The 18,871-nt window shown below is 72.1% G+C and carries 18 protein-coding genes; 10 read left to right on the plus strand and 8 right to left on the minus strand.

Annotated elements, in window-relative coordinates:
• The first annotated feature begins 54 nt into the window (after window positions 1-54).
• The 8 genes from frr to fabZ all read left to right on the plus strand — a co-directional run bounded on the left by frr (window position 55) and on the right by fabZ (window position 8,167).
• Window positions 55-624 carry a ribosome recycling factor gene (gene frr / locus H3H34_RS01325; RefSeq protein WP_194743469.1) on the plus strand — a complete coding sequence of 190 codons (570 nt, stop codon included), beginning with the start codon at window positions 55-57 and terminating at the stop codon, window positions 622-624.
• Window positions 625-697: 73 nt separating this feature from the next.
• A complete protein-coding gene (locus H3H34_RS01330; protein ID WP_194743470.1) occupies window positions 698-1,477 on the plus strand; it encodes an isoprenyl transferase in 780 nt (259 codons plus the stop codon).
• Window positions 1,478-1,481: 4 nt separating this feature from the next.
• Window positions 1,482-2,288, plus strand: coding sequence for a phosphatidate cytidylyltransferase (locus tag H3H34_RS01335; protein WP_194743471.1), 807 nt, complete (start codon window positions 1,482-1,484; stop codon window positions 2,286-2,288).
• A complete protein-coding gene (gene dxr / locus H3H34_RS01340) occupies window positions 2,288-3,442 on the plus strand; it encodes a 1-deoxy-D-xylulose-5-phosphate reductoisomerase (protein WP_194743472.1) in 1,155 nt (384 codons plus the stop codon). The genes H3H34_RS01335 and dxr overlap by 1 nt, the downstream gene beginning before the upstream one ends.
• Window positions 3,443-3,451: 9 nt before the next feature.
• Window positions 3,452-4,591 carry an RIP metalloprotease RseP gene (gene rseP / locus H3H34_RS01345; RefSeq protein ID WP_194743473.1) on the plus strand — a complete coding sequence of 380 codons (1,140 nt, stop codon included), beginning with the start codon at window positions 3,452-3,454 and terminating at the stop codon, window positions 4,589-4,591.
• Window positions 4,591-7,125: an outer membrane protein assembly factor BamA gene (gene bamA, locus H3H34_RS01350; protein ID WP_194743474.1), complete on the plus strand. Its 2,535-nt coding sequence runs from the start codon at window positions 4,591-4,593 to the stop codon at window positions 7,123-7,125. Before rseP ends, bamA begins: the two co-directional genes overlap by 1 nt.
• The gene (locus H3H34_RS01355) at window positions 7,125-7,709 is read left to right on the plus strand and encodes an OmpH family outer membrane protein (RefSeq protein WP_194743475.1); all 585 of its coding nucleotides are present in this window, start codon (window positions 7,125-7,127) and stop codon (window positions 7,707-7,709) included. The genes bamA and H3H34_RS01355 overlap by 1 nt, the downstream gene beginning before the upstream one ends.
• A gap of 5 nt (window positions 7,710-7,714) precedes the next feature.
• The gene (gene fabZ / locus H3H34_RS01360) at window positions 7,715-8,167 is read left to right on the plus strand and encodes a 3-hydroxyacyl-ACP dehydratase FabZ (protein WP_194743476.1); all 453 of its coding nucleotides are present in this window, start codon (window positions 7,715-7,717) and stop codon (window positions 8,165-8,167) included.
• Window positions 8,168-8,219: 52 nt separating this feature from the next.
• Here fabZ and H3H34_RS01365 read toward each other — a convergent pair whose 3' ends face one another.
• From H3H34_RS01365 to H3H34_RS01390, 6 genes are read right to left on the minus strand one after another with little or no spacing between them, the layout of a single operon-like run.
• Window positions 8,220-8,363: a hypothetical protein gene (locus H3H34_RS01365; RefSeq protein ID WP_194743477.1), complete on the minus strand. Its 144-nt coding sequence runs from the start codon at window positions 8,361-8,363 to the stop codon at window positions 8,220-8,222.
• Between the two features lie 42 nt (window positions 8,364-8,405).
• The gene (mobA, locus tag H3H34_RS01370) at window positions 8,406-8,996 is read right to left on the minus strand and encodes a molybdenum cofactor guanylyltransferase (protein ID WP_194743478.1); all 591 of its coding nucleotides are present in this window, start codon (window positions 8,994-8,996) and stop codon (window positions 8,406-8,408) included.
• The gene (locus tag H3H34_RS01375; RefSeq protein ID WP_194743479.1) at window positions 8,993-10,150 is read right to left on the minus strand and encodes an isovaleryl-CoA dehydrogenase; all 1,158 of its coding nucleotides are present in this window, start codon (window positions 10,148-10,150) and stop codon (window positions 8,993-8,995) included. The genes mobA and H3H34_RS01375 overlap by 4 nt, the downstream gene beginning before the upstream one ends.
• A 60-nt stretch (window positions 10,151-10,210) precedes the next feature.
• A complete protein-coding gene (locus tag H3H34_RS01380; protein WP_194743480.1) occupies window positions 10,211-12,127 on the minus strand; it encodes an acetyl/propionyl/methylcrotonyl-CoA carboxylase subunit alpha in 1,917 nt (638 codons plus the stop codon).
• A complete protein-coding gene (locus tag H3H34_RS01385; protein ID WP_194743481.1) occupies window positions 12,124-12,900 on the minus strand; it encodes an enoyl-CoA hydratase-related protein in 777 nt (258 codons plus the stop codon). The genes H3H34_RS01380 and H3H34_RS01385 overlap by 4 nt, the downstream gene beginning before the upstream one ends.
• The gene (locus H3H34_RS01390) at window positions 12,900-14,480 is read right to left on the minus strand and encodes a carboxyl transferase domain-containing protein (protein WP_194743482.1); all 1,581 of its coding nucleotides are present in this window, start codon (window positions 14,478-14,480) and stop codon (window positions 12,900-12,902) included. The genes H3H34_RS01385 and H3H34_RS01390 overlap by 1 nt, the downstream gene beginning before the upstream one ends.
• A 128-nt stretch (window positions 14,481-14,608) precedes the next feature.
• Here H3H34_RS01390 and rpmE point away from each other — a divergent pair, with 128 nt between their 5' ends.
• Window positions 14,609-14,848, plus strand: coding sequence for a 50S ribosomal protein L31 (gene rpmE / locus H3H34_RS01395; RefSeq protein WP_194743483.1), 240 nt, complete (start codon window positions 14,609-14,611; stop codon window positions 14,846-14,848).
• 168 nt (window positions 14,849-15,016) lie between these two features.
• Here rpmE and H3H34_RS01400 read toward each other — a convergent pair whose 3' ends face one another.
• Entirely contained in the window at window positions 15,017-15,937 is a 921-nt protein-coding gene (locus H3H34_RS01400) for a tyrosine recombinase XerC (RefSeq protein ID WP_194743484.1), read from the minus strand.
• Window positions 15,938-15,980: 43 nt separating this feature from the next.
• Window positions 15,981-16,634, minus strand: a complete 654-nt coding sequence (gene fsa, locus H3H34_RS01405; protein ID WP_194743485.1) for a fructose-6-phosphate aldolase — start codon at window positions 16,632-16,634, stop codon at window positions 15,981-15,983.
• Between the two features lie 61 nt (window positions 16,635-16,695).
• Between fsa and H3H34_RS01410 the strand changes: the two genes are divergently transcribed.
• On the plus strand, window positions 16,696-18,867 hold the full coding sequence (locus H3H34_RS01410) for a primosomal protein N' (RefSeq protein ID WP_194743486.1): 2,172 nt from the start codon (window positions 16,696-16,698) through the stop codon (window positions 18,865-18,867).
• The last annotated feature ends 4 nt before the right edge of the window (window positions 18,868-18,871 follow it).

The following is an 18,871-nucleotide window of genomic DNA, read 5'->3' on the forward strand; positions in this document are numbered from 1 at the left end:
GCAGGGTCGGGGCGGCAGGGCCGGGACGAGCAGGGCAGGGAAGAAGGGACAGAGATGGCGGAGTTCGACACGGCGAAACTGACGGCCGACCTCGAGCGGCGCATGAAGGGCGCGGTCGAGACGCTGAAGCACGATCTCGGGGGCCTCAGGACCGGCCGCGCCTCCGCCTCGCTGCTGGACCCGGTGACCGTGGAGGTCTACGGCAGCACCATGCCCCTGAACCAGGTCGCGACCGTGACAGCGCCCGAGCCGCGGATGCTGTCGGTGCAGGTCTGGGACCGCTCGAACGTCCAGCCGGTCGAGAAGGCCATCCGCTCGGCCGGGCTCGGGCTCAACCCCATCGTCGAGGGCCAGACGCTGCGGCTGCCCATCCCCGACCTCACCGAGGAGCGGCGCAAGGAGCTCGCGAAGCTTGCCGCGCAATATGCCGAGAAGGCGCGGGTGGCCATTCGCAACGTGCGCCGCGACGGGATGGAGGCGCTGAAGGCCGCGGAGAAGAAGGGGCAGATCTCGCAGGACGAGCAGAAGCGCCTCGAGGGCGAGGTCCAGAAGCTCACCGACCGGCACATCGCCGAGGCCGACAAGGCTGCCGAGGCGAAGGAGAAGGAGATCCTCGGCAGGTGAGGCGGGCGCTCGAGCTCCAGCAGCCGGTGCTGCGCGCGTGGTGAAGTGGTGGCCGCCCGCCAGCAGGGCCCCCATGGCTGAGCCGGTCGCCACCGTTCCCGGCGCCGGCGCCCTGCGGCCGGCGGACGCGCCGCAACCGGCGCTGCGGGCGGTGCCGGGCGGCCCCCGGCACGTCGCCATCATCATGGATGGCAACGGCCGATGGGCGAAGGCCCGGCGGCTGCCGCGGCTTGCCGGGCATCGCGCGGGTGTCGAGGCGGTGCGGCGGGTGGTGCGCGCCGCGCCCGAGCTCGGCATCCAGACGCTCACCCTCTACGCCTTCTCGTCCGAGAACTGGCGGCGCCCGCCCGAGGAAGTCTCGGACCTGATGGGCCTCCTCCTCCAGCACATCCGCTCCGAGCTTGACGAGCTGCACGCGAACGGAGTCCGGCTCGGCTTCATCGGCCAGTGGCGGGCGCTTCGGGCCGACATCGTCCGGGAGCTCGAGCGGGCGAAGGCCCTGACGGCAGGCAACACCGCGCTCGACCTCGTCGTCGCGCTCAACTACGGCGCGCAGGACGAGCTGGTGCGGGCCGTGCGCCGGCTGGCCGCCGAGGCCGCCGCTGGCCGGCTCGATCCGGAAAAGCTTGAGGCAGCCGACATCGAGGCGATGCTCGATACTGCCGCCTTCGCCCCCGTCGACCTCATCATCCGCTCCTCGGGCGAGGTGCGGCTGTCGAACTTCCTGCTCTGGCAGGCGGCCTACGCCGAACTCTGGTTCACGCCCGTGCTCTGGCCCGACTTCGACGAGGCGGTCCTCAAGGAGGCGGCCGAGGCCTTCGCCCGGCGGGAGCGGCGCTTCGGTGGGCGCTGAGGCCATGGCGGCACCGACGCCCGGGCGACGGCCGGGGGACCTTCCGGCGCGGATCGGCTCCGGCGCTCTTCTTGCTGCCGTCGCCATCGCGGCCGCCTGGGCTGGCGGCCCCGCCTTCGCGGCGCTGGTGGCGGTGGCCGTTGCCGTCGGCCGGTGGGAGTGGGGCGGGCTCGTCGGCGAGTCCCGGGTCCATCGCGCAAGCCAGATCGCAGGCCTTGCCGGCGTGGTGGGCGTCACTCTTGCGCGCGATGTGCTCCATGGCGTTGCCGCTCTTGGCGTGGTGCTGGCGATGAGCGCCGCCTGGCGTCTCGGCCAGGTACCGCAGGTGCGCGCCGGCTGGCGCGCGACGCTGGCCGGCACCCTCTATCTCGGTCTGCCGGCGGTCGCGCTCGTCGGCTTACGGGAGCGGCCCGACGGGCTTGCGCTCGTCGCCTTCGTCTTCGGCGTGGTGTGGGCGACCGACATCGCCGCCTATTTCGCCGGCCGCGCGCTCGGCGGGCCGAAGCTTGCGCCGGCGATCAGCCCGTCCAAGACCTGGGCCGGCCTGCTCGGCGGCATGGCCGGTGCCGGAGCTGCGGGGGCCGCCGTCGCCCACCAGGCCTGGGGCGGCGCGCCGCTCGCGTTCGTGCCTGCGGGCGCGGCGCTGGCCGTGGCCGCCCAGGCCGGCGACCTCTTCGAAAGCTGGATGAAGCGCCGGGCAGGGGTCAAGGACTCCGGCTCCCTCATCCCCGGTCACGGGGGAGTGCTCGACCGGGTCGACGGGCTCGTCCCCGTCGCCTGCCTCGTCGCGCTTGCCGCGGAGCTCGGCTGATGCGCACCGTGACCCTCCTGGGTGCCACGGGGTCGATCGGCAGCTCGACCCTTGACCTCGTCGCCCGCAACCCAGAGCGCTTCCGGATCCATGCCGTGGCCTCTGGCCGCGACTGGGCGAAGCTTGCGGACGTGGCCCGCGCATCCGGCGCGCGGGTGGCGGTGATTGCCGACGAGGCGGGCTATGCGCCGCTCCGGGAGGCGCTTGCCGGAACGGCGACCGAGGTGCGCGCCGGCGAGGCCGCGATGGTCGAGACCGCGGCCGAGCCGGTCGACCTCGTCGTGGCCGCGATCGTGGGCGCGGCCGGCCTCGCGCCGACCCTCGCCGCGCTCGAGGCGGGAACCACCGTCGCGCTCGCCAACAAGGAGGCGCTCATTTGCGCGGGCGATGTCATGACGGCAGCTGCCAGGGCCTCCGGCGCGCGGATCCTGCCCATCGACAGCGAGCACAACGCCATCTTCCAGGTGCTCGAGGATGTGGCGCGGATCAGCCGGATCGTGCTGACCGCAAGCGGCGGGCCGTTCCGCTGCCGCAGCCGGGCGGAGATGGCGGCCGTCACCCCGGCCGAGGCGGTCAAGCACCCCAACTGGTCGATGGGGGCGAAGATCTCGGTCGACTCGGCGACGCTCATGAACAAGGGCCTCGAGCTCATCGAGGCGCACCACCTCTTCGGCGTCGGCCCCGAGCGGCTCGGCGTGCTCGTCCACCCGCAGAGCCTGGTGCACGGGCTTGTCGAGTATGTGGACGGCTCGGTCCTGGCCCAGCTCGGCCCGGCCGACATGCGCGTGCCGATTGCCCATGCGCTCGCCTGGCCCGAGCGGATCGCAACCCCCGTCCGGCGGCTCGACCTTGCTGCGGCCTCCCGGCTCGACTTCGAGGAACCCGACCGGGAGCGGTTCCCGGCCCTCGCGCTTGCCGAGGCCGCGCTCGCGGCGGGTGGCTGCCGCCCCTGCGTTCTCTCGGCGGCGAACGAGGTGGCGGTGGGCGCGTTCCTCGAGGAGCGGATCGGCTTCCTCGAGATTGCCGAGGTGGTGGCCGACACGCTCGAGTCGCTCCCGGCGGCGCCGGTGACGACGCTTGCCGAAGTGGCGGCGGCCGATGCCGAGGCGCGCGCGCGCGCCCGTTCATTTGCGGCTCAGCGCGCGCGTCGCTAGGAGCCCGGGATGGACGCGGTCGCAGAGCCGGGCATCGCCGTGTCGGCGCTCGCCTTCATCCTGGTGCTCGGCATCCTCGTGTTCGTGCACGAGTTCGGCCATTACGGCATGGCCCGGCTCTTCGGCATCAGGGTGGAGGTCTTCTCGGTCGGCTTCGGGCGGGAGATCCTGGGCTTCACCGACCGGCGCGGCACCCGCTGGAAGATCGGCTGGATCCCGCTTGGCGGCTACGCCAAGTTCGCGGGCGATCTCAACGCGGCGAGCCAGCCCGATCCGGCACTCGTCGCCCTGCCGCCCGAGGAGCGAGCGGCCCTGTTCCAGTTCCGCCCGGTCTGGCAGCGGGCGCTCGTCGTGGCGGCCGGCCCCGGCATCAACTTCCTCTTCGCCATCCTGCTCTTCGCAGGCTTCTTCATGACCTTCGGTCACCAGTTCACGCCGCCTGTCGCCGGCAGGGTCATGGAAGGCAGCCCGGCTGCCGCCGCGGGGCTGCGCGCCGGAGACCGCGTGCGCGAGATCGACGGCCGCCGCGTGGACCGCTTCGAGGACATGGTGCGGATTGTTGCGCTCCGCCCCGGCGAGCCCATCACGCTCGTCGTCGAGCGCGGGGCTGAGACCCTGCGCCTCGTCGCCACCCCGGGGACGCGGACCGAGGTCGACCGGTTCGGCAACCGCTACGTGAAAGGCCGTCTCGGGATCGAAAGCGGACCGCCGGTCGTCGAGCGGCGCGGCCCGGTCTCGGCGCTGGTGTGGGCGGTGGACGAGACCGTCCAGATCACCCGCCTCATGGGCGAGACCCTGGTGCAGGTGGTGACCGGCCGGCGTGCGCTCGACGAGCTCGGCGGGCCGCTCAAGATCGCCCAGTTCGCCGGCCAGAGCGCCTCGCTTGGGCTCGCCAGCTTCATCAGCTTCGTCGCTCTCGTCTCGATCAACCTCGGGTTCGTGAATCTCCTGCCCATCCCGGCGCTGGACGGGGGCCACCTTCTCCTCTACGCCGCCGAGGCCGTCCGTCGGCGGCCCCTGGAGCCGAGGCTCCAGGAACTCGCCTTCCTCTCGGGGTTCATCCTCATCCTCTCGCTCATGCTGCTGCTCACCATGAACGACCTTGCCTCCTTCGGCCTGTGGGAGGGGCTGAAGAGCTGGGCGGGCTGATGGTGACGCGCGCATGCGGACCTCGCGGGGGCCGGAGCGCTGGTCGCTGGCTGCCGCTTGCTGCCGCCCTTCTCGCCTCGGCGGCTCCGCTCGGCGCCCAGGCGCCGCAGCCGTCGGGGATCGTCGCGTCGTCCGGCGTGGTGCGCTCGCTCCGCGTCATCGGCAACGAGCGCCTCGAACCGGAAACCGTGCTCTCCTACACCGATCTTGCCGCCGGCCAGCCCTATGACCGGGAGGAGCTCGACCGCGCGCTCAAGGACCTGTTCGCCTCGGAGCTCTTCGCCGACGTCCGCATCCGCGACGACGGCGACGGCAACCTGGTCATCGAGGTGCGCGAGAACCCGGTCATCAACCGGGTGATCATCGAGGGCGCGAAACGGGTGAAGGAGGACAAGATCCGCGAGGAGATCCGGGTGGCGCCCCGGCAGATCTTCACGCGGTCGAAGGCGCGCGCGGATGTGGCGCGGATCCTCGAACTCTACCGTCGCTCCGGGCGGTTCGCCGCCCAGGTGGAGCCGAAGATCGTCCAGCTCGAGCAGAACCGGGTGGATTTGGTCTTCGAGATCTCGGAAGGGCCGAAGTCGAAGATCCGCCAGATCAATATCATCGGCAACCAGCGCTTCGACGACGGGAAGCTCAGAAGCGAGATGGCCTCGCGCCAGGCTCGCCCCTTGCGCATCTTCACCTCGCGCGACACCTACGACCCCGACCGGCTCGCGTTCGACCAGCAGAAGCTACGCCAGTTCTACCTGACGCAGGGCTATGCGGACTTCCGGGTGGTCTCGGCGATTGCCGAACTCACGCCCGACCGGCGCGACTTCATCGTGACCTATGTCGTCGAGGAAGGTGAGCGCTACAGGTTCGGCGAGGTGGGGCTGGTGAGCCAGATCCGCGACATCGACGCAGAGGCGTTCAAGTCGCTCCTGCCGATGAAGGAGGGGGACTGGTACAACGCCAAGCTGATCGAAGACACGATCGACTCGATCACCGAGACCGTCGGGCTCCTCGGCTATGCCTTTGCCGACGTGCGCCCCCAGTTCCGTCGGGACCGCGACGATCTCCGGATGAACGTGACCTTCGTCATCAACGAGGTGCCGCGGGTTTACGTCGAGTCGGTCACGATCAACGGCAACACCATCACCGCTGACGACGTGATCCGGCGCGAGTTCCGCCTCGCCGAAGGCGACGCGTTCAACAGCCTCAAGGTCAAGCGCTCGCGGGACCGGATCCAGTCGCTCGGCTTCTTCCAGGAGAAGCTCGAGGTGCAGCAGAAGCCGGGGAGTGCGCCGGACAAGATCGCACTCCAGCTCGACGTGGAGGAGCGCCCCACGGGCTCGATCCAGGTCTCGGCCGGCTACTCCTCGCTCGAAGGCCTTATCCTGAACTTTGCGGTGGAGCAGAGGAACTTCCGCGGCCGCGCGCAGAACCTTCGATTCGGTGTCAACTGGTCCCAGTTCTCGCGCGGGATCGATCTCGGCTTCACCGAGCCCTATCTGTTCGGCCGCAACCTCGCGCTCGGGGCGGACGTGTTCCGCCGGGACTTCTCGAGCTTCCGCTTCGGCAACGACGGCCGCCGGATCGACACCTACAACCAGCTGACGACCGGGTTCCAGGTCCGCACCGGCTTTCCGATCACGGAATACTGGTCCGCCTCGCTCCGCTATGGTCTCACCTTCGACAACGTGACCGTGGACGAGACACTGTTCTTCACCGACGGGCAGTGCGACCCGATCAAGGCGGGGCGCTTCATCTGCGATGCGCTTGGCAAATATTCCACCTCGCTCCTCGGCTACAGCATCGCCTTCGACTCGCTCGACAACCGGCTGCGGCCGACGCGCGGCCAGCGGCTTGTCGTCAGTCAGGACCTCGCGGGCCTTGGCGGGACGGTCAACTATCTGCGCAGCCGGGTGAACTACGACCGCTACCGGCGGCTGTTCGGAACCGGGCTGGTGCTCAACCTGGGTGGCGAGGCGGGCCACATCATGAGCCTCGATTCCGAGGACATCCGGCTGACCGACCGCTTCTTCCTGGGCGAGCCCCGGTTCCGCGGCTTCGAGATCCGCGGCGTCGGCCCCCGCGTCATCCGCAAGCCGCTGCTTGCCGACGGAACCCCGAGCCCCGACCCCGACACCTGGGCCGACGATTCGGTCGGCGGGCGCCTCTATTATCTTGCGCGTGCAGAGGTCATCGTGCCGCTGGGCGCGACCGGCGACGAGCTCGGGTTGCGGCCCTCGGTCTACGTGGATGTCGGCTCGCTGTGGCGGTCGAACCCGGGGAAGCTCATCTTCTGCCCCAACATTCCTGCGGAAGGGGATCTCCCGACGATCCCGGCCGGCTGCCCCACCGAGCGGGGCACGCCGGGCTTCCAGGAATTCTATGCTGGCGACACGGCCAAGCCCCGGATCTCGGTCGGCGCCGGCGTCAACTGGAACTCGCCCTTCGGGCCGTTCCGCATCGATATTGCCAAGGCCATCAAGAAGGCCGAAGGCGACCGCGACCAGCTCTTCCAGTTCAACGTGGGGACCCAGTTCTGATGCGATACCTTCCCGTGGCCGTTGCGGCCGGCCTCCTGCTTGCGACCCCGGCCGGCGTGGCAGCCCAGCAGCTCTCGCCCGCCGTCATCATCATTGTCGACCTCGACCGGGTGGTGAACGAAAGCGCGGCCGGCAAGGCGGCCGCTGCCGAGCTCCAGGCGAAGGCCGCGGCGCTCAATGCCCGCCGCAACACGCTTGCCCAGCAGCTGCAGACGGAAGCGGACGCGATCCAGCAGGGCCAGCAGAACAAGACGCTCGCCGGCCCGGCCTTCGAGGCGCGCGTCAAGGCCTTTCAGGAAAAGGAGAATGCGGCGAACGCCGAGCTCCAGCGGGGCCAGGAGGACCTCGCGCGCGCGCAGCAGTATGTCCTGCAGCAGATCAACAACGCGGCGCAGCCGATCATCACCCAGATCATGCGCGAGAAGGGGGCCTCGATCGCGCTCGCCGAGCGGGCGACGATCCAGCATTCGGGCTCGCTCAACGTGACGAACGACGTGCTGGCCCGCCTCAACGCGGCGCTGCCGAAGGTCTCGACCACCCCGCCGCCGCCGCAGCAGCAGCCGGCAGCCCAGCCGCGGAAGTAGCGCCGATGGGGGAGGGGGCCCGGGACATCGTGGCGATCCTCGCCATGCTGCCGCACCGTTTCCCCATGCTGCTCGTCGACCGGGTGGAGACGCTCGTTCCGTTCGAGCGCATCCGGGCGGTGAAGGCGGTGAGCGTCAACGAGCCCTTCTTCGCCGGCCACTTTCCCGCCCGGCCGGTGATGCCGGGAGTCCTCCTCGTCGAGGCCATGGCACAGGCGGCGGGGATTCTTGCCATCGACTCGCTCGGCCTCGCGGGTACGGGCAAGCTCCTCTACTTCATGGCGGTCGAGGAGGCGAAGTTCAGGAAGCCCGTCGAGCCTGGCTGCCTCGTCACCCTGGAGGTCGCCTATCTCCAGCGCCGGTCGAACGTCTCGCGCTTCGAGGGCAAGGCGCTTCTGGGTGACACGGTGGCAGCCGAGGCCCGATTCACGGCGATGGTGGCCGACCCGCCGGCCTGACGCGCCCCTGCCATGCCCGTGTGGCGCGGTGGGCGGCGTGGCGCCTGCGGCCTCAGGAGAGGTGGCGCCTGCGGCCGCCGCCAAGGCAGCGGCGCACGCCGACAAGTGCCATCAGAAACACGCCGCCGAAAAGGAGTTCCGCAGCCCCGGCGGGCAGCTCCGCAAGCCTTCCGAGCCAGTCGACGAACCGATCCATGGAGAAGCTCCTGACCAGCGTCCCCGCTGCATCGCACAATCCTTAACGCAGTTGCGTGTCTGCGTCATGACGCTGGCCAGGCACCTGCGGCGAGCCGTTGGCGACGTCCGACAGGTCGTCGGGCAGGTCGTCCGGGCGGTTGACGTTGCGGAGCCCCTCGATGGGCACGGCGCGCGCGCCGACGGCTTCGGCAAAGGCCCGGAGCGCACGCGGCCGAGATGCCGCGAGCCAGGCTTCGAGCGACGAGGCGAGGGCTGCCGGCCAGAGGCCCACCGTCCAGTGCCCCTCTGCCACGGCCGGCGCCGGCGCCAGCTTCTCGACGAGGTCGGCGGGAAGCCCCGGCATGTCGCAGGGGGCAGCCAGCACCGAAGGGTGCCCGAGCTGGCGCGCCCCGCGCAGCGCCCCGCAGAGACCGCCAAGCGGCCCGAGGCCGGGACCCGGCCAGTCGGCCACGCTGCGAAGGCCCGGCCAGGAGCGGCCGACCACCACCACCTCCGCGCACTGCGGCAGGAGCGCCTCGACCACGTGCGCAAGAAGCGGCCGGCCGGCGAGCAGAGCCAGCGCCTTGTCGCTGCCGAACCGCAGCGAGCGCCCCCCGGCGAGCACCGCGCCGAGGGGTTTCGCTTCGCTCACGCCGTCTCCTCGAACAGCTCCCGGCCGATGAGGAAGCGGCGGATTTCCGAGGTGCCGGCGCCGATCTCGTAGAGCTTGGCGTCGCGCAGCAGCCGGCCCGTCGGGTAGTCGTTGATGTAGCCGTTGCCGCCGAGCGCCTGGATGGCCTCGAGCGCCATCCAGGTCGCCTTCTCGGCCGCGTAGAGGATGGCGCCGGCGGCGTCCTTGCGGGCCGTCTCGCCGCGGTCGCAGGCCTGCGCCACCGCGTAGACATAGGCGCGCGCGGTCGAGAGCGCGACATACATGTCGGCGAGCTTGCCCTGCATCAGCTGGAAGGTGCCGATGGGCCGCCCGAACTGCCGGCGCTCGTGGACATAGGGAAGGACCACGTCGAGGCAGGCCTGCATGATGCCGAGCGGCCCGCCGGCGAGCACGACGCGCTCATAGTCGAGGCCCGACATCAGCACCTCGACCCCCCTGCCTTCCGCGCCAAGCAGATTCTCGAAGGGAACCTCGCAATCCTCGAAGACGAGCTCGCAGGTGTCCGAGCCGCGCATGCCAAGCTTGTCGAGCTTCTGCGCGGTCGAGAAGCCCTTCATGCCCCGTTCGATCAGGAAGGCGGTGATGCCGCGCGGGCCGGCCTCCGGGTCGGTCTTGCCGTAGACGATGAGGGTGTCGGCGTGCGGGCCGTTGGTGATCCAGAACTTGCTGCCGTTGAGCACGTAACGGTCGCCGCGCTTCTCGGCCCTGAGGCGCATCGAGACCACGTCGGAACCGGCGCCGGGTTCCGACATGGCGAGCGCGCCGACATGCTCGCCCGAGATGAGCTTCGGCAGGTAGCGCGCCTTCTGCTCCGCCGTGCCCCAGCGGGCGAGCTGGTTCACGCAGAGGTTGGAGTGGGCACCGTAGGAGAGGCCGACGGAGGCCGAGGCGCGGCTCAATTCCTCGACCGCAATCACGTGGGCGAGGTAGCCGAGCCCGGCTCCGCCATCCGCCTCCGGCACGGTGATGCCGAGAAGGCCGAGTTCGCCGAGCTTCGGCCAGAGGTCGCGCGGGAAGCTGTTGGTGGCGTCGATCTCGGCCGCGCGCGGCGCGATTTCGGCGGCTGCGAAGGCGGCCACGCTTTCGCGCAGCATGTCGATGGTCTCGCCATGGGCGAAGCGGAGGGCGTGCATGTGCCCCCTCTAGCGGCCGCCGGAGCGCCGGGACAGGGGGGCGGCCGTTCGCTCCGCCGTCTACCCGCTGGCGGAGAGGGTCACCAGCGTCGCCCCTTCGCTCACCTGCTGGCCAGCCGACACCGCCACCCGTTCGACCGTGCCGGCAAAGGGGGCGGTCAGCCGGTGCTCCATCTTCATCGCCTCGAGCACGAGCAGCCGGTCTCCGGCCTCGACCCGGTCGCCGGGTGCCACGTCAAGGCTGAGCACCCGGCCGGGCATGGGCGCGAGGATGCGCCCGTCGCCCGCGGACTCGCCTTCGGTTCCGCGCCGCGGATGGTGGCGGAGGAAGCGCCAGGTCTCGCCGCCGCGGCGCGCCTCCACGGCCTCCTCACCTGCCACGAGCACGGCATGTGGGCAGGGGGCGACTTCGACTCCATCGACCAGCACGCGCCGGTTGGCGCCCGTGCCTTCGACCACCGTTTTCCACGCCCGCCCATCCGGCGCGAACAGGGCACCATGAACCGTCATCGGCAGGTTGAGGCGGAAGGGGGCGGCAAAGCCGGTCGCCCCGGGCTGGAGCGGCGCCTCGGCGAGCGCCACGGCAGCGACGATGGCCGGGTCGTCCGGTGGCGGGGCGAAGAGCGCGGCCTCGTGCTCGGCGATGAAGCCGGTCGAGACGTCCCCGGCGACGAAGGCCGGGTGGGCGGCGAGGCGGGCGAGGAAGGCGCGGTTGGTCGTGATACCTTCCACTACCGTCCGGTCGAGCGCGGCGACGAGGGCTGCGGCAGCCGCCTCCCGGGTGGGGCCGTGGACGACGATCTTGGCAAGCAGCGGGTCATAGTGAACGGTGACGGAGTCGCCAGCGCGGACGCCGGTGTCGGTGCGGGCGAGGGCTGGCACCTCGAAGCGGGTGAGCGTGCCGGTGGCCGGCAGGAATCCGGCCTCCGGGTTCTCGGCGCAGAGCCTGGCCTCCATCGCCCAGCCGCTGGCCTCGATCGCCTCCTGCATGAGCGGCAGCATCTCGCCCCGCGCCACGCGCAGCTGCCACTCGACGAGGTCGAGGCCGGTGATGGCCTCGGTCACCGGGTGCTCCACCTGGAGCCGGGTGTTCATCTCCATGAAGTAGAATTTCGGATCCCCGGCCTCGTCGCGGTCGTCCATGTCGAGGAGGAACTCGACCGTGCCGGCATTGACATAGCCGATGGCGGTGCCGGCGGTGACGGCCGCGACTCCGAGGATGTGGCGCAGCCGCTCGGAGAGGCCGGGCGCGGGCGCTTCCTCGATCACCTTCTGGTGCCGGCGCTGGAGCGAGCAGTCGCGCTCGAACAGGTGGACGATGTTGCCATAGCGGTCGCCGAAGATCTGCACCTCGACATGGCGGGGCCGCCGGATGAGCTTCTCGAGCATCACCGAGTCGTTCCCGAAGGCGGCGGCGGCCTCGCGCTTGGCCGCAAGCAGCGCCTCGGTGAACTCCCCGGCCGAGAAGACGGGGCGCATGCCCTTGCCGCCGCCGCCGGCGACCGCCTTGACGAGGAGCGGGAAGCCGACGGTGGCGGCCATCCGCTCGAGCCGGGGCAGCGACTGGTCGTCCCCCTGATAGCCCGGCACGATGGGGAGGCCTGCCGAGCGCATTGTCGCCTTGGCAGCATCCTTCAGGCCCATGATGCGGATGGCCTCGGGGGGAGGGCCTACCCAGCAGAGGCCGGCGTCTTCGACGGCTCGGGCGAAGTCGGCGTTCTCGGAGAGGAAGCCGTAGCCGGGGTGGACGGCATCGGCGCCCGTCTCGCGCGCTGCTTCCAGGATCCGGTCAATGACGAGATAGGACTCGCGCGCCGGCGCCGGGCCGATGGGGACCGCCGCGTCGGCCATCCCGACGTGCATGGCGCCCGCGTCGGCCTCGGAGAAGACGGCAACCGTGCGGATGCCCATGGCGCGGGCGGTGCGGATGATCCGGCAGGCGATCTCGCCCCGGTTGGCAACCAGCAGGGTTTTCATGCGCGCGTGACCCAGGCCGGGGGGCGCTTGTCGAGGAAGGCGGCCATGCCTTCCTTCGCCTCCCCGGTCGCGCGGCGGGCGGCAATCCTGGCGGCGGTCTCGGCGCGCAGGCCCTCGTCGATCGGGCGGCCGGCCAGATCCCGCACCAGCCGCTTGGCCTCGGCAACCGCGCCGGGGGCGGACGCGAGGAGGGCCTCGAGCCACGCGTCTACCACGGCCTCGGGCGTCTCGCTCACGGCATGGACGAGGCCGATGCGCTGCGCTTCCAGCGCGTCGAAGCGCTCGCCGGTCAGGAACCAGCGGCGCGCGGCGCGCGGCCCGATGGCCGCCAGCACGAAGGGCGAGATGGTGGCCGGCGTGATGCCGAGGCGCACCTCGGAGAAGGCGAAGAGGGTCTCGGGGTGGGCGACGGCAAGGTCGGCACAGGCGACGAGGCCCGCCCCGCCGCCGAAGGCCGCGCCGTGGGCAATGGCAATGACGGGGGCGGGGCAGCCGTCGATGGCCGCCAGCATGTCGGAGAGCTTCTGCGCGTCGGCCCGGTTCTCCGCCTCGCTCCAGCCGGCCGCGCGCCGCATCCAGTCGGCGTCCGCCCCGGCGCAGAAGCTCCTGCCGGTTCCGGACAGGATGACCGCGCGCGGGGGCGTGGCGGCAAGGCTCGTGAAGGCAGCGTGGAGCGCGGCGATCAGCGCCTCGTCGAAGGCGTTGTGCTTCTGGGGCCGGTTGAGCGTGACGCGGGCGATGCCGCGCGGGTCGGTCGAGACCTCGAGCATCATCACATCCGGAACAGGCCGAAGCGGGTGTCGGGGATGGGCTGGTTCAGCGCCACCGCGAGGCTGAGGGCCACGACCCGGCGCGTGTCCTCGGGCGCGATGATGCCGTCGTCCCACAGGCGGGCGCTGGCGTAGAAGGGGTTGCCCTGCCGCTCATACTGGGCGCGGATGGGGGCCATGAACGCCTCCTCCTCATCCGCGCTGGCAAAGCCGCCCGACTTGACCGTCGCCAGCACGCGGGCAGCCTGCTCGCCGCCCATCACCGAGATCCGCGCATTCGGCCACATCCACAGGAAGCGTGGGCTGTAGGCCCGGCCGCACATGCCGTAGTTGCCGGCACCGAAGCTGCCGCCGATCACGACCGTCACCTTGGGCACGGCGGCCGTGGCGACAGCCGTCACCAGCTTCGCCCCGTGCTTGGCAATGCCCTCGTTCTCGTAACTGCGGCCGACCATGAACCCGGAGATGTTCTGGAGGAAGAGGAGCGGGATCTTCCGCTGGCAGCAGAGCTCGATGAAGTGCGCGCCCTTCTGCGCCGACTCCGAGAAGAGGATGCCGTTGTTGGCGAGGATGCCGACCCTAAGCCCCTCGATGTGGGCGAAGCCGCAGACGAGTGTGGGGCCGTAGAGCGGCTTGAACGTGTCGAACGCGCTGTCGTCGACGATCCGGGCGATCACCTCGTGGACATCGACCGGGTGGCGCGTGTCGACGGGGGTCAGCGCGTGGAGATCCTCGGCCGGGAAGCGCGGCGGGCGGGGAGGCGCGCGGTCCGGAGTCTCGCCTCTGGGACAGGTGGCGACGATCCGGCGGACCAGCTCGAGTGCGTGGACATCATCTGCCGCGAGATGGTCGACGACGCCCGAGACGCGCGCGTGAACGTCGCCGCCGCCCAGCTCCTCGGCGGAGACCTCCTCGCCGGTGGCCGCTTTCACCAGCGGTGGCCCGCCAAGAAAGATGGTGCCCTGGTTCCGGACGATGACCGCCTCGTCCGCCATGGCAGGCACATAGGCCCCGCCGGCGGTGCAGCTGCCCATCACCGCGGCGATCTGGGGGATGCCGGCCGCCGACAGGGTGGCCTGGTTGTAGAAGATCCGGCCAAAATGATCGCGGTCGGGGAAGACCTCGTCCTGTCGGGGGAGGAAGGCGCCGCCCGAGTCGACGAGGTAGATGCAGGGCAGGCGGTTCTCCCGCGCGATCTCCTGCGCGCGCAGGTGCTTCTTGACGGTGAGCGGATAGTAGGTGCCGCCCTTCACGGTGGCGTCGTTGGCGACGATCATGACGAGCCGGCCTTCCACCTGGCCGACTCCGGCGATGAGGCCAGCGGCCGGCACCTCGTCCTCGTAGACGTCCCACGCTGCGAACTGGCCGATCTCGAGGAAGGCCGTGCCGGGGTCGAGCAGCCGCTCGACGCGCTCGCGCGGCAGCAGCTTGCCGCGCGCGACATGGCGCGCGCGCGCCTGCTCCGGCCCGCCGAGCGCGACCTCGGCGGCCCGCGCCCTGAGTTCGGCGACCAGCGCCTGCATCGCCGCGCGGTTGGCGCGCGCGTCGGCGTCGTCGGTGACGGGCGTGCCGATCCTCCCCATGGCCCGTCCCTAGGAGCTCGGTTGCCCGGGGGGAAGTGGTTGCGCCGCGAGGCGCCCTCCGCTATCGGCGCCGCCCTGTGAGCAGACGGGGCCGGTCAGCATCGGCCCGCACGCGAAAGGTTCCGCCCATGCCCAAGCCCGGGATCCACCCCGACTACCACGTCATCAAGGTGCAGATGACCGACGGCACCGTGTTCGAGACGCGCTCCACCTGGGGCAAGGAAGGGGACACGCTGGCGCTCGACATCGATCCCAAGAGCCATCCGGCCTGGGTGGGCGGCCAGCAGCGCGCCAACGAGAAGGCCGGGCAGGTGGCCAAGTTCAACAAGCGCTTCGGCGGGCTCGCCGGTCTCGGCCGGAAGTCCTGAGGCGGGCGGACCGGCAACCGGACCTCGCACCTTCCAGGGGATTAGGCTCGCGGCGGCTGCGGTCGGGTGCGGTCGGGCGCGCGTCCGTCTCTTTCCTCGGCCTGACGCGCCCGCTGCGCACTGACCCTTCGCCCCTGCGCCACCTTGGGGGGCGCTGGGGGGCGCGGTTCAGCCGCCCCTGGGGTGGCTCGCGCGATAGACGTCCATGAGCTGCGCGGCATCGACGGCAGTGTAGACCTGCGTCGAGGCGAGCGAGGCGTGGCCGAGCAGCTCCTGGATCGTCCGCAGATCGGCCCCGCCGGCCAGCAGGTGGGTCGCGAAGCTGTGCCGGAGCGCGTGCGGCGTGGCGGTCTCCGGCAGCCCCAGCGCCACGCGCGCGGCCCGCGCGGACCGGCGCAGCACGTCGGGCGACAGCGGCCCGCCCCTCGCGCCGCGGAACAGCGGCGCGCCCGCGGACGGCGGCCACGGGCAGAGCCGGGCGTAGGCCTCGACCGCCTCGCGCACCTGCGGCAGGAGCACCACGGTCCGTACCTTCCCGCCCTTGCCGGAAAGCTGGAGCGTCTCGCCGAGCGGCAGGACGCTGCCGTCGAGCGCGAGCGCCTCGGAAATCCGGAGGCCGGCGCCGTAGAGCAGGAGAAGGACGGCCGTATCGCGCGCGGCAATCCACGGCAGGCGCGCGGCCTCGCCGGCGGCCGCGGCAAGCGCGATCGCATCGTCCGGCGGCAGCGGGCGCGGCACGCCCTTCGGTACCTTCGGGGCCTCGATCCGGCCAAGGGCGGTGGAGTCGAGCCCGCGGTGGCGGGCGAGGTGGCGGAAGAAGGTGCGCAAGGCCGAGAGCTCGCGCGCTGCCGAGCGCGCGGAAAGGCCGCCGGCCCGCCGTGCCGCGAGGTAGCCGCGGAGGTCGGCAGGGGTGAGGTCGGCCAGAAGCGCGAGGTCCGCGGGCCGGCCCGTAGCCCCCTCGACATGGGCGAGGAAGCGCCGGGCGGTTGCGGCATAGGCGCGCTCCGTGTGGGGCGAGAGCCGGCGGACGTGGGTGAGGCTCGCGAGCCAGTCGGCGACGAGCGCAGCGCCGTCGGGCCCGCCGCTCATGCTTTCAGGACGAGATCCATCGCCGCGCAGGGCTTTCCCACCGTCAGCCGATCGTCTGGCCGGTCTTCGCCCAGTCGGCGAGGAAGGCGGCGAGCCCCTTCTCCGTCAGCGGGTGGCCGGCGAGCTGGCGCAGCACGGCTGGCGGCATGGTGGCGACATCCGCGCCGATCTTCGCCGCGGCGAGCACGTGCACCGGGTGCCGCACCGAGGCGACGAGAATCTCGGTTGCGAACTCGTAGTTGTCGTAGATGAGGCGGATGTCCTCGATGAGGGCCATGCCGTCGAACCCGGCATCGTCGTGCCGGCCGACGAAGGGCGAGACGAAGGTGGCACCGGCCTTGGCGGCGAGCAGAGCCTGGGGCGCGGAGAAGCACAGCGTCACGTTCACCATCGCGCCGTCGGCTGTCAGGGTGCGGCAGGCGCGAAGCCCGTCGAGGGTGAGCGGCAGCTTCACGCAGACGTTGGGCGCGATCGCGCGGACCACCGCGGCCTCGCGCAGCATGCCCTCGTAGTCGGTTGCGACCACTTCGGCCGAGACCGGCCCGGGCACGATGGCGCAGATCTCCTTGACCACCTCGAGGAAGTTCCGCCCCGCCTTGTGGACGAGGCTCGGGTTGGTGGTCACGCCATCGACAAGTCCCGAGGCCGCGAGCGCCTCGATCTCGGCCACGTCGGCGGTGTCGAGGAAGAACTTCATGGGGTGCTTCTCCGGGTTGCTCCGGTTTGCGCCCCTTTCGCGCCCGGCCTAGGCGAGGTCAATGGCGCGCGTCTCCGTCCTTCCCGTCGGGCTGAAGCTCGGGCCGCTCGACTATGCGCTGCCCGCCGGCATGGCGCTCGCCCCTGGCGACGTGGTCGAAGTGCCGCTCGGCCGGCGGCGGGCCGTCGGCATCGTCTGGGACGCGCCGGCAGGCAGCGTGGACCCGGCGCGGCTCCGGCCCGTGGCGCGCCGGCTCGACGTGCCGCCAGTCGCAGGCCCGCTGCGGCGGCTCGCGGACTGGATGGCCGACTATTATGTCGCAGCAGCCGGCGAAGTGGCGCGCCTGCTGCTGCCGCGCGCGGCCCTCGCACCACCTCCGGCAGCGCCGCCGCGCTACCGGGCCGTGCCGGAGCCCGCGGCCGGCCTGCGCCTCGCCCGGCAGCGGGCGCTGGCCGAGGCCCTTGCTGCCCGGGCAGGCGAGACGCCGGCCGACCTCGGCACCTGGGCGCGCCGGCTCGGGGTCAGCCGGGCGCGGCTCCAGCCGCTGGTGCGCGCCGGCCTCCTCGCGCCTGCGTCCGAAGCCCCGGCACCCCTTCCGGCGCTCGCGCCCCCGCCTGCCTGCCCGCCCCGCCTCTCGCCGGCGCAGGCGGAGGCTGCCGCCGAACTTAGCGCTGCCGTGGCCGCGGGCGGGTTCCAGCCCTTCCTCCTCGATGGCGTGACCGGCTCGGGCAAGACGCTGGTCTATCTCGAGGCCGTGGCCGCCGCGCTCGCGGCCGGGCGGCAGGCGCTGGTGCTGCTCCCTGAGATCGCGCTCACCGAGCCGTTCCTGCGCCGCTTCGCCGAGCGGTTCGGCGCGCCGCCGCTCGCCTGGCACTCGGGCCTCGGCGAGGGGGCGCGGCGGCGGGCCTGGCGGGCGCTCGCCGCCGGTGCGGCGCAGGTGGTGGTGGGCGCGCGCTCGGCGCTCTTCCTGCCCCTGCCGCGCCTCGGCCTCGTCGTGGTGGACGAGGCGCACGATGGCGCCTTCAAGCAGGAGGAGGGCGTGCACTACCACGGCCGCGACGTGGCGGCCGTGCGCGCGCGGCTCGAGGGCGTGCCGCTGGTGCTGGCGTCGGCCACGCCCAGCCTCGAGACGCTCGAGAACGTCGCCCGCGGCCGCTACCGGCGCCTCGCGCTGCCCGACCGCCATGGTGCGGCCGGCCTGCCGGAGGTGACGCTCGTCGATCTTCGCCGCGCGCCGCCCGAGCGCGGCCGCTGGCTCGCGCCGCCGCTGGTTGCCGCGATCGAGGCGGCGCTCGGCCAGGGCGAGCAGGCGCTCCTCTTCCTGAACCGCCGCGGCTATGCGCCGCTCACGCTGTGCCGGGCCTGCGGTGCGCGGATCCGCTGTCCCGACTGCGCGGCCTGGATGGTGGAGCACCGGCTCGCCCGCCAGCTGCGCTGCCACCACTGCGGGCGGGCCGAGCCGGTGCCAGAGGCCTGCCCGGCCTGCGGCGCGGAGGGGAGCCTCGTTGCCTGCGGGCCCGGGGTCGAGCGCGTGGCCGAGGAGGTGGCACAGCGCTGGCCGCAGGCGCGGACCGCCATCGTCACGTCCGACACGGTGAGGAGCGCCGCCGAGGCCGCGGCCCTCTTCGGCCGCGTGGAGGAGGGAGAGCTCGACATCCTCGTCGGCACCCAGATTCTGGCCAAGGGCCACGACTTCCCGCATCTCACCGTGGTGGGGGTGGTGGATGCCGACCTCGGGCTCGACGGCGGGGATCTCCGGGCGGGCGAGCGCTGCTTCGCCCAGCTCCAGCAGGTGGCGGGCCGCGCGGGCCGGGCCCAGCGCCTGGGCAGGGTATTCGTCCAGACCCACCAGCCCGAGGCCCCGCTCATGCAGGCGCTCGCAGCCCACGACCGCGACGCCTTCCTCTCGGCCGAGCGCGCCGCGCGCCGGGCTGCCGGCATGCCGCCCTTCGGCCGGCTGGCCGCGGTCATCCTCTCAGCGGAAGACGAGGCGCGCCTTGCGACTGTGGCCCGGCAGCTGCGCGCCCGCGCGCCACGGGGTGAGGGCATCGAGACCTTCGGGCCGGCGCCTGCGCCGCTTGCCATGCTGCGCGGCCGCCACCGCATGCGCTTCCTGGTGCAGGCGCGGCGGGAGGTGCGGCTTCAGGACCGGCTGCGCGCCTGGCTCAGCGACGCGGACCTGCCCGCGGGTGTGCGGGTCACGGTCGACGTCGATCCGCAGAGCTTCCTCTGACCGC

The sequence above is a fragment of the Thermaurantiacus tibetensis genome (genome assembly GCF_015354055.1).
GTDB classification, from domain to species: Bacteria; Pseudomonadota; Alphaproteobacteria; order Sphingomonadales; family Sphingomonadaceae; genus Thermaurantiacus; species Thermaurantiacus tibetensis.

Excerpts from the sequence above, each read along its gene's own strand:
- H3H34_RS01335 (WP_194743471.1), top strand. The coding sequence starts at position 1,482 with ATGGCGGCACCGACGCCCGGGCGACGGCCGGGGGACCTTCCGGCGCGG.
- H3H34_RS01410 (WP_194743486.1), top strand. The coding sequence starts at position 16,696 with ATGGCGCGCGTCTCCGTCCTTCCCGTCGGGCTGAAGCTCGGGCCGCTC.
- rpmE (WP_194743483.1), top strand. The coding sequence starts at position 14,609 with ATGCCCAAGCCCGGGATCCACCCCGACTACCACGTCATCAAGGTGCAG.
- fsa (WP_194743485.1), bottom strand. The coding sequence starts at position 16,634 with ATGAAGTTCTTCCTCGACACCGCCGACGTGGCCGAGATCGAGGCGCTC.
- bamA (WP_194743474.1), top strand. The coding sequence starts at position 4,591 with ATGGTGACGCGCGCATGCGGACCTCGCGGGGGCCGGAGCGCTGGTCGC.
- H3H34_RS01390 (WP_194743482.1), bottom strand. The coding sequence starts at position 14,480 with ATGGGGAGGATCGGCACGCCCGTCACCGACGACGCCGACGCGCGCGCC.
- fabZ (WP_194743476.1), top strand. The coding sequence starts at position 7,715 with ATGGGGGAGGGGGCCCGGGACATCGTGGCGATCCTCGCCATGCTGCCG.
- H3H34_RS01355 (WP_194743475.1), top strand. The coding sequence starts at position 7,125 with ATGCGATACCTTCCCGTGGCCGTTGCGGCCGGCCTCCTGCTTGCGACC.
- H3H34_RS01330 (WP_194743470.1), top strand. The coding sequence starts at position 698 with ATGGCTGAGCCGGTCGCCACCGTTCCCGGCGCCGGCGCCCTGCGGCCG.
- H3H34_RS01365 (WP_194743477.1), bottom strand. The coding sequence starts at position 8,363 with ATGGATCGGTTCGTCGACTGGCTCGGAAGGCTTGCGGAGCTGCCCGCC.
- H3H34_RS01380 (WP_194743480.1), bottom strand. The coding sequence starts at position 12,127 with ATGAAAACCCTGCTGGTTGCCAACCGGGGCGAGATCGCCTGCCGGATC.
- frr (WP_194743469.1), top strand. The coding sequence starts at position 55 with ATGGCGGAGTTCGACACGGCGAAACTGACGGCCGACCTCGAGCGGCGC.
- rseP (WP_194743473.1), top strand. The coding sequence starts at position 3,452 with ATGGACGCGGTCGCAGAGCCGGGCATCGCCGTGTCGGCGCTCGCCTTC.
- dxr (WP_194743472.1), top strand. The coding sequence starts at position 2,288 with ATGCGCACCGTGACCCTCCTGGGTGCCACGGGGTCGATCGGCAGCTCG.
- H3H34_RS01375 (WP_194743479.1), bottom strand. The coding sequence starts at position 10,150 with ATGCACGCCCTCCGCTTCGCCCATGGCGAGACCATCGACATGCTGCGC.
- H3H34_RS01400 (WP_194743484.1), bottom strand. The coding sequence starts at position 15,937 with ATGAGCGGCGGGCCCGACGGCGCTGCGCTCGTCGCCGACTGGCTCGCG.
- H3H34_RS01385 (WP_194743481.1), bottom strand. The coding sequence starts at position 12,900 with ATGATGCTCGAGGTCTCGACCGACCCGCGCGGCATCGCCCGCGTCACG.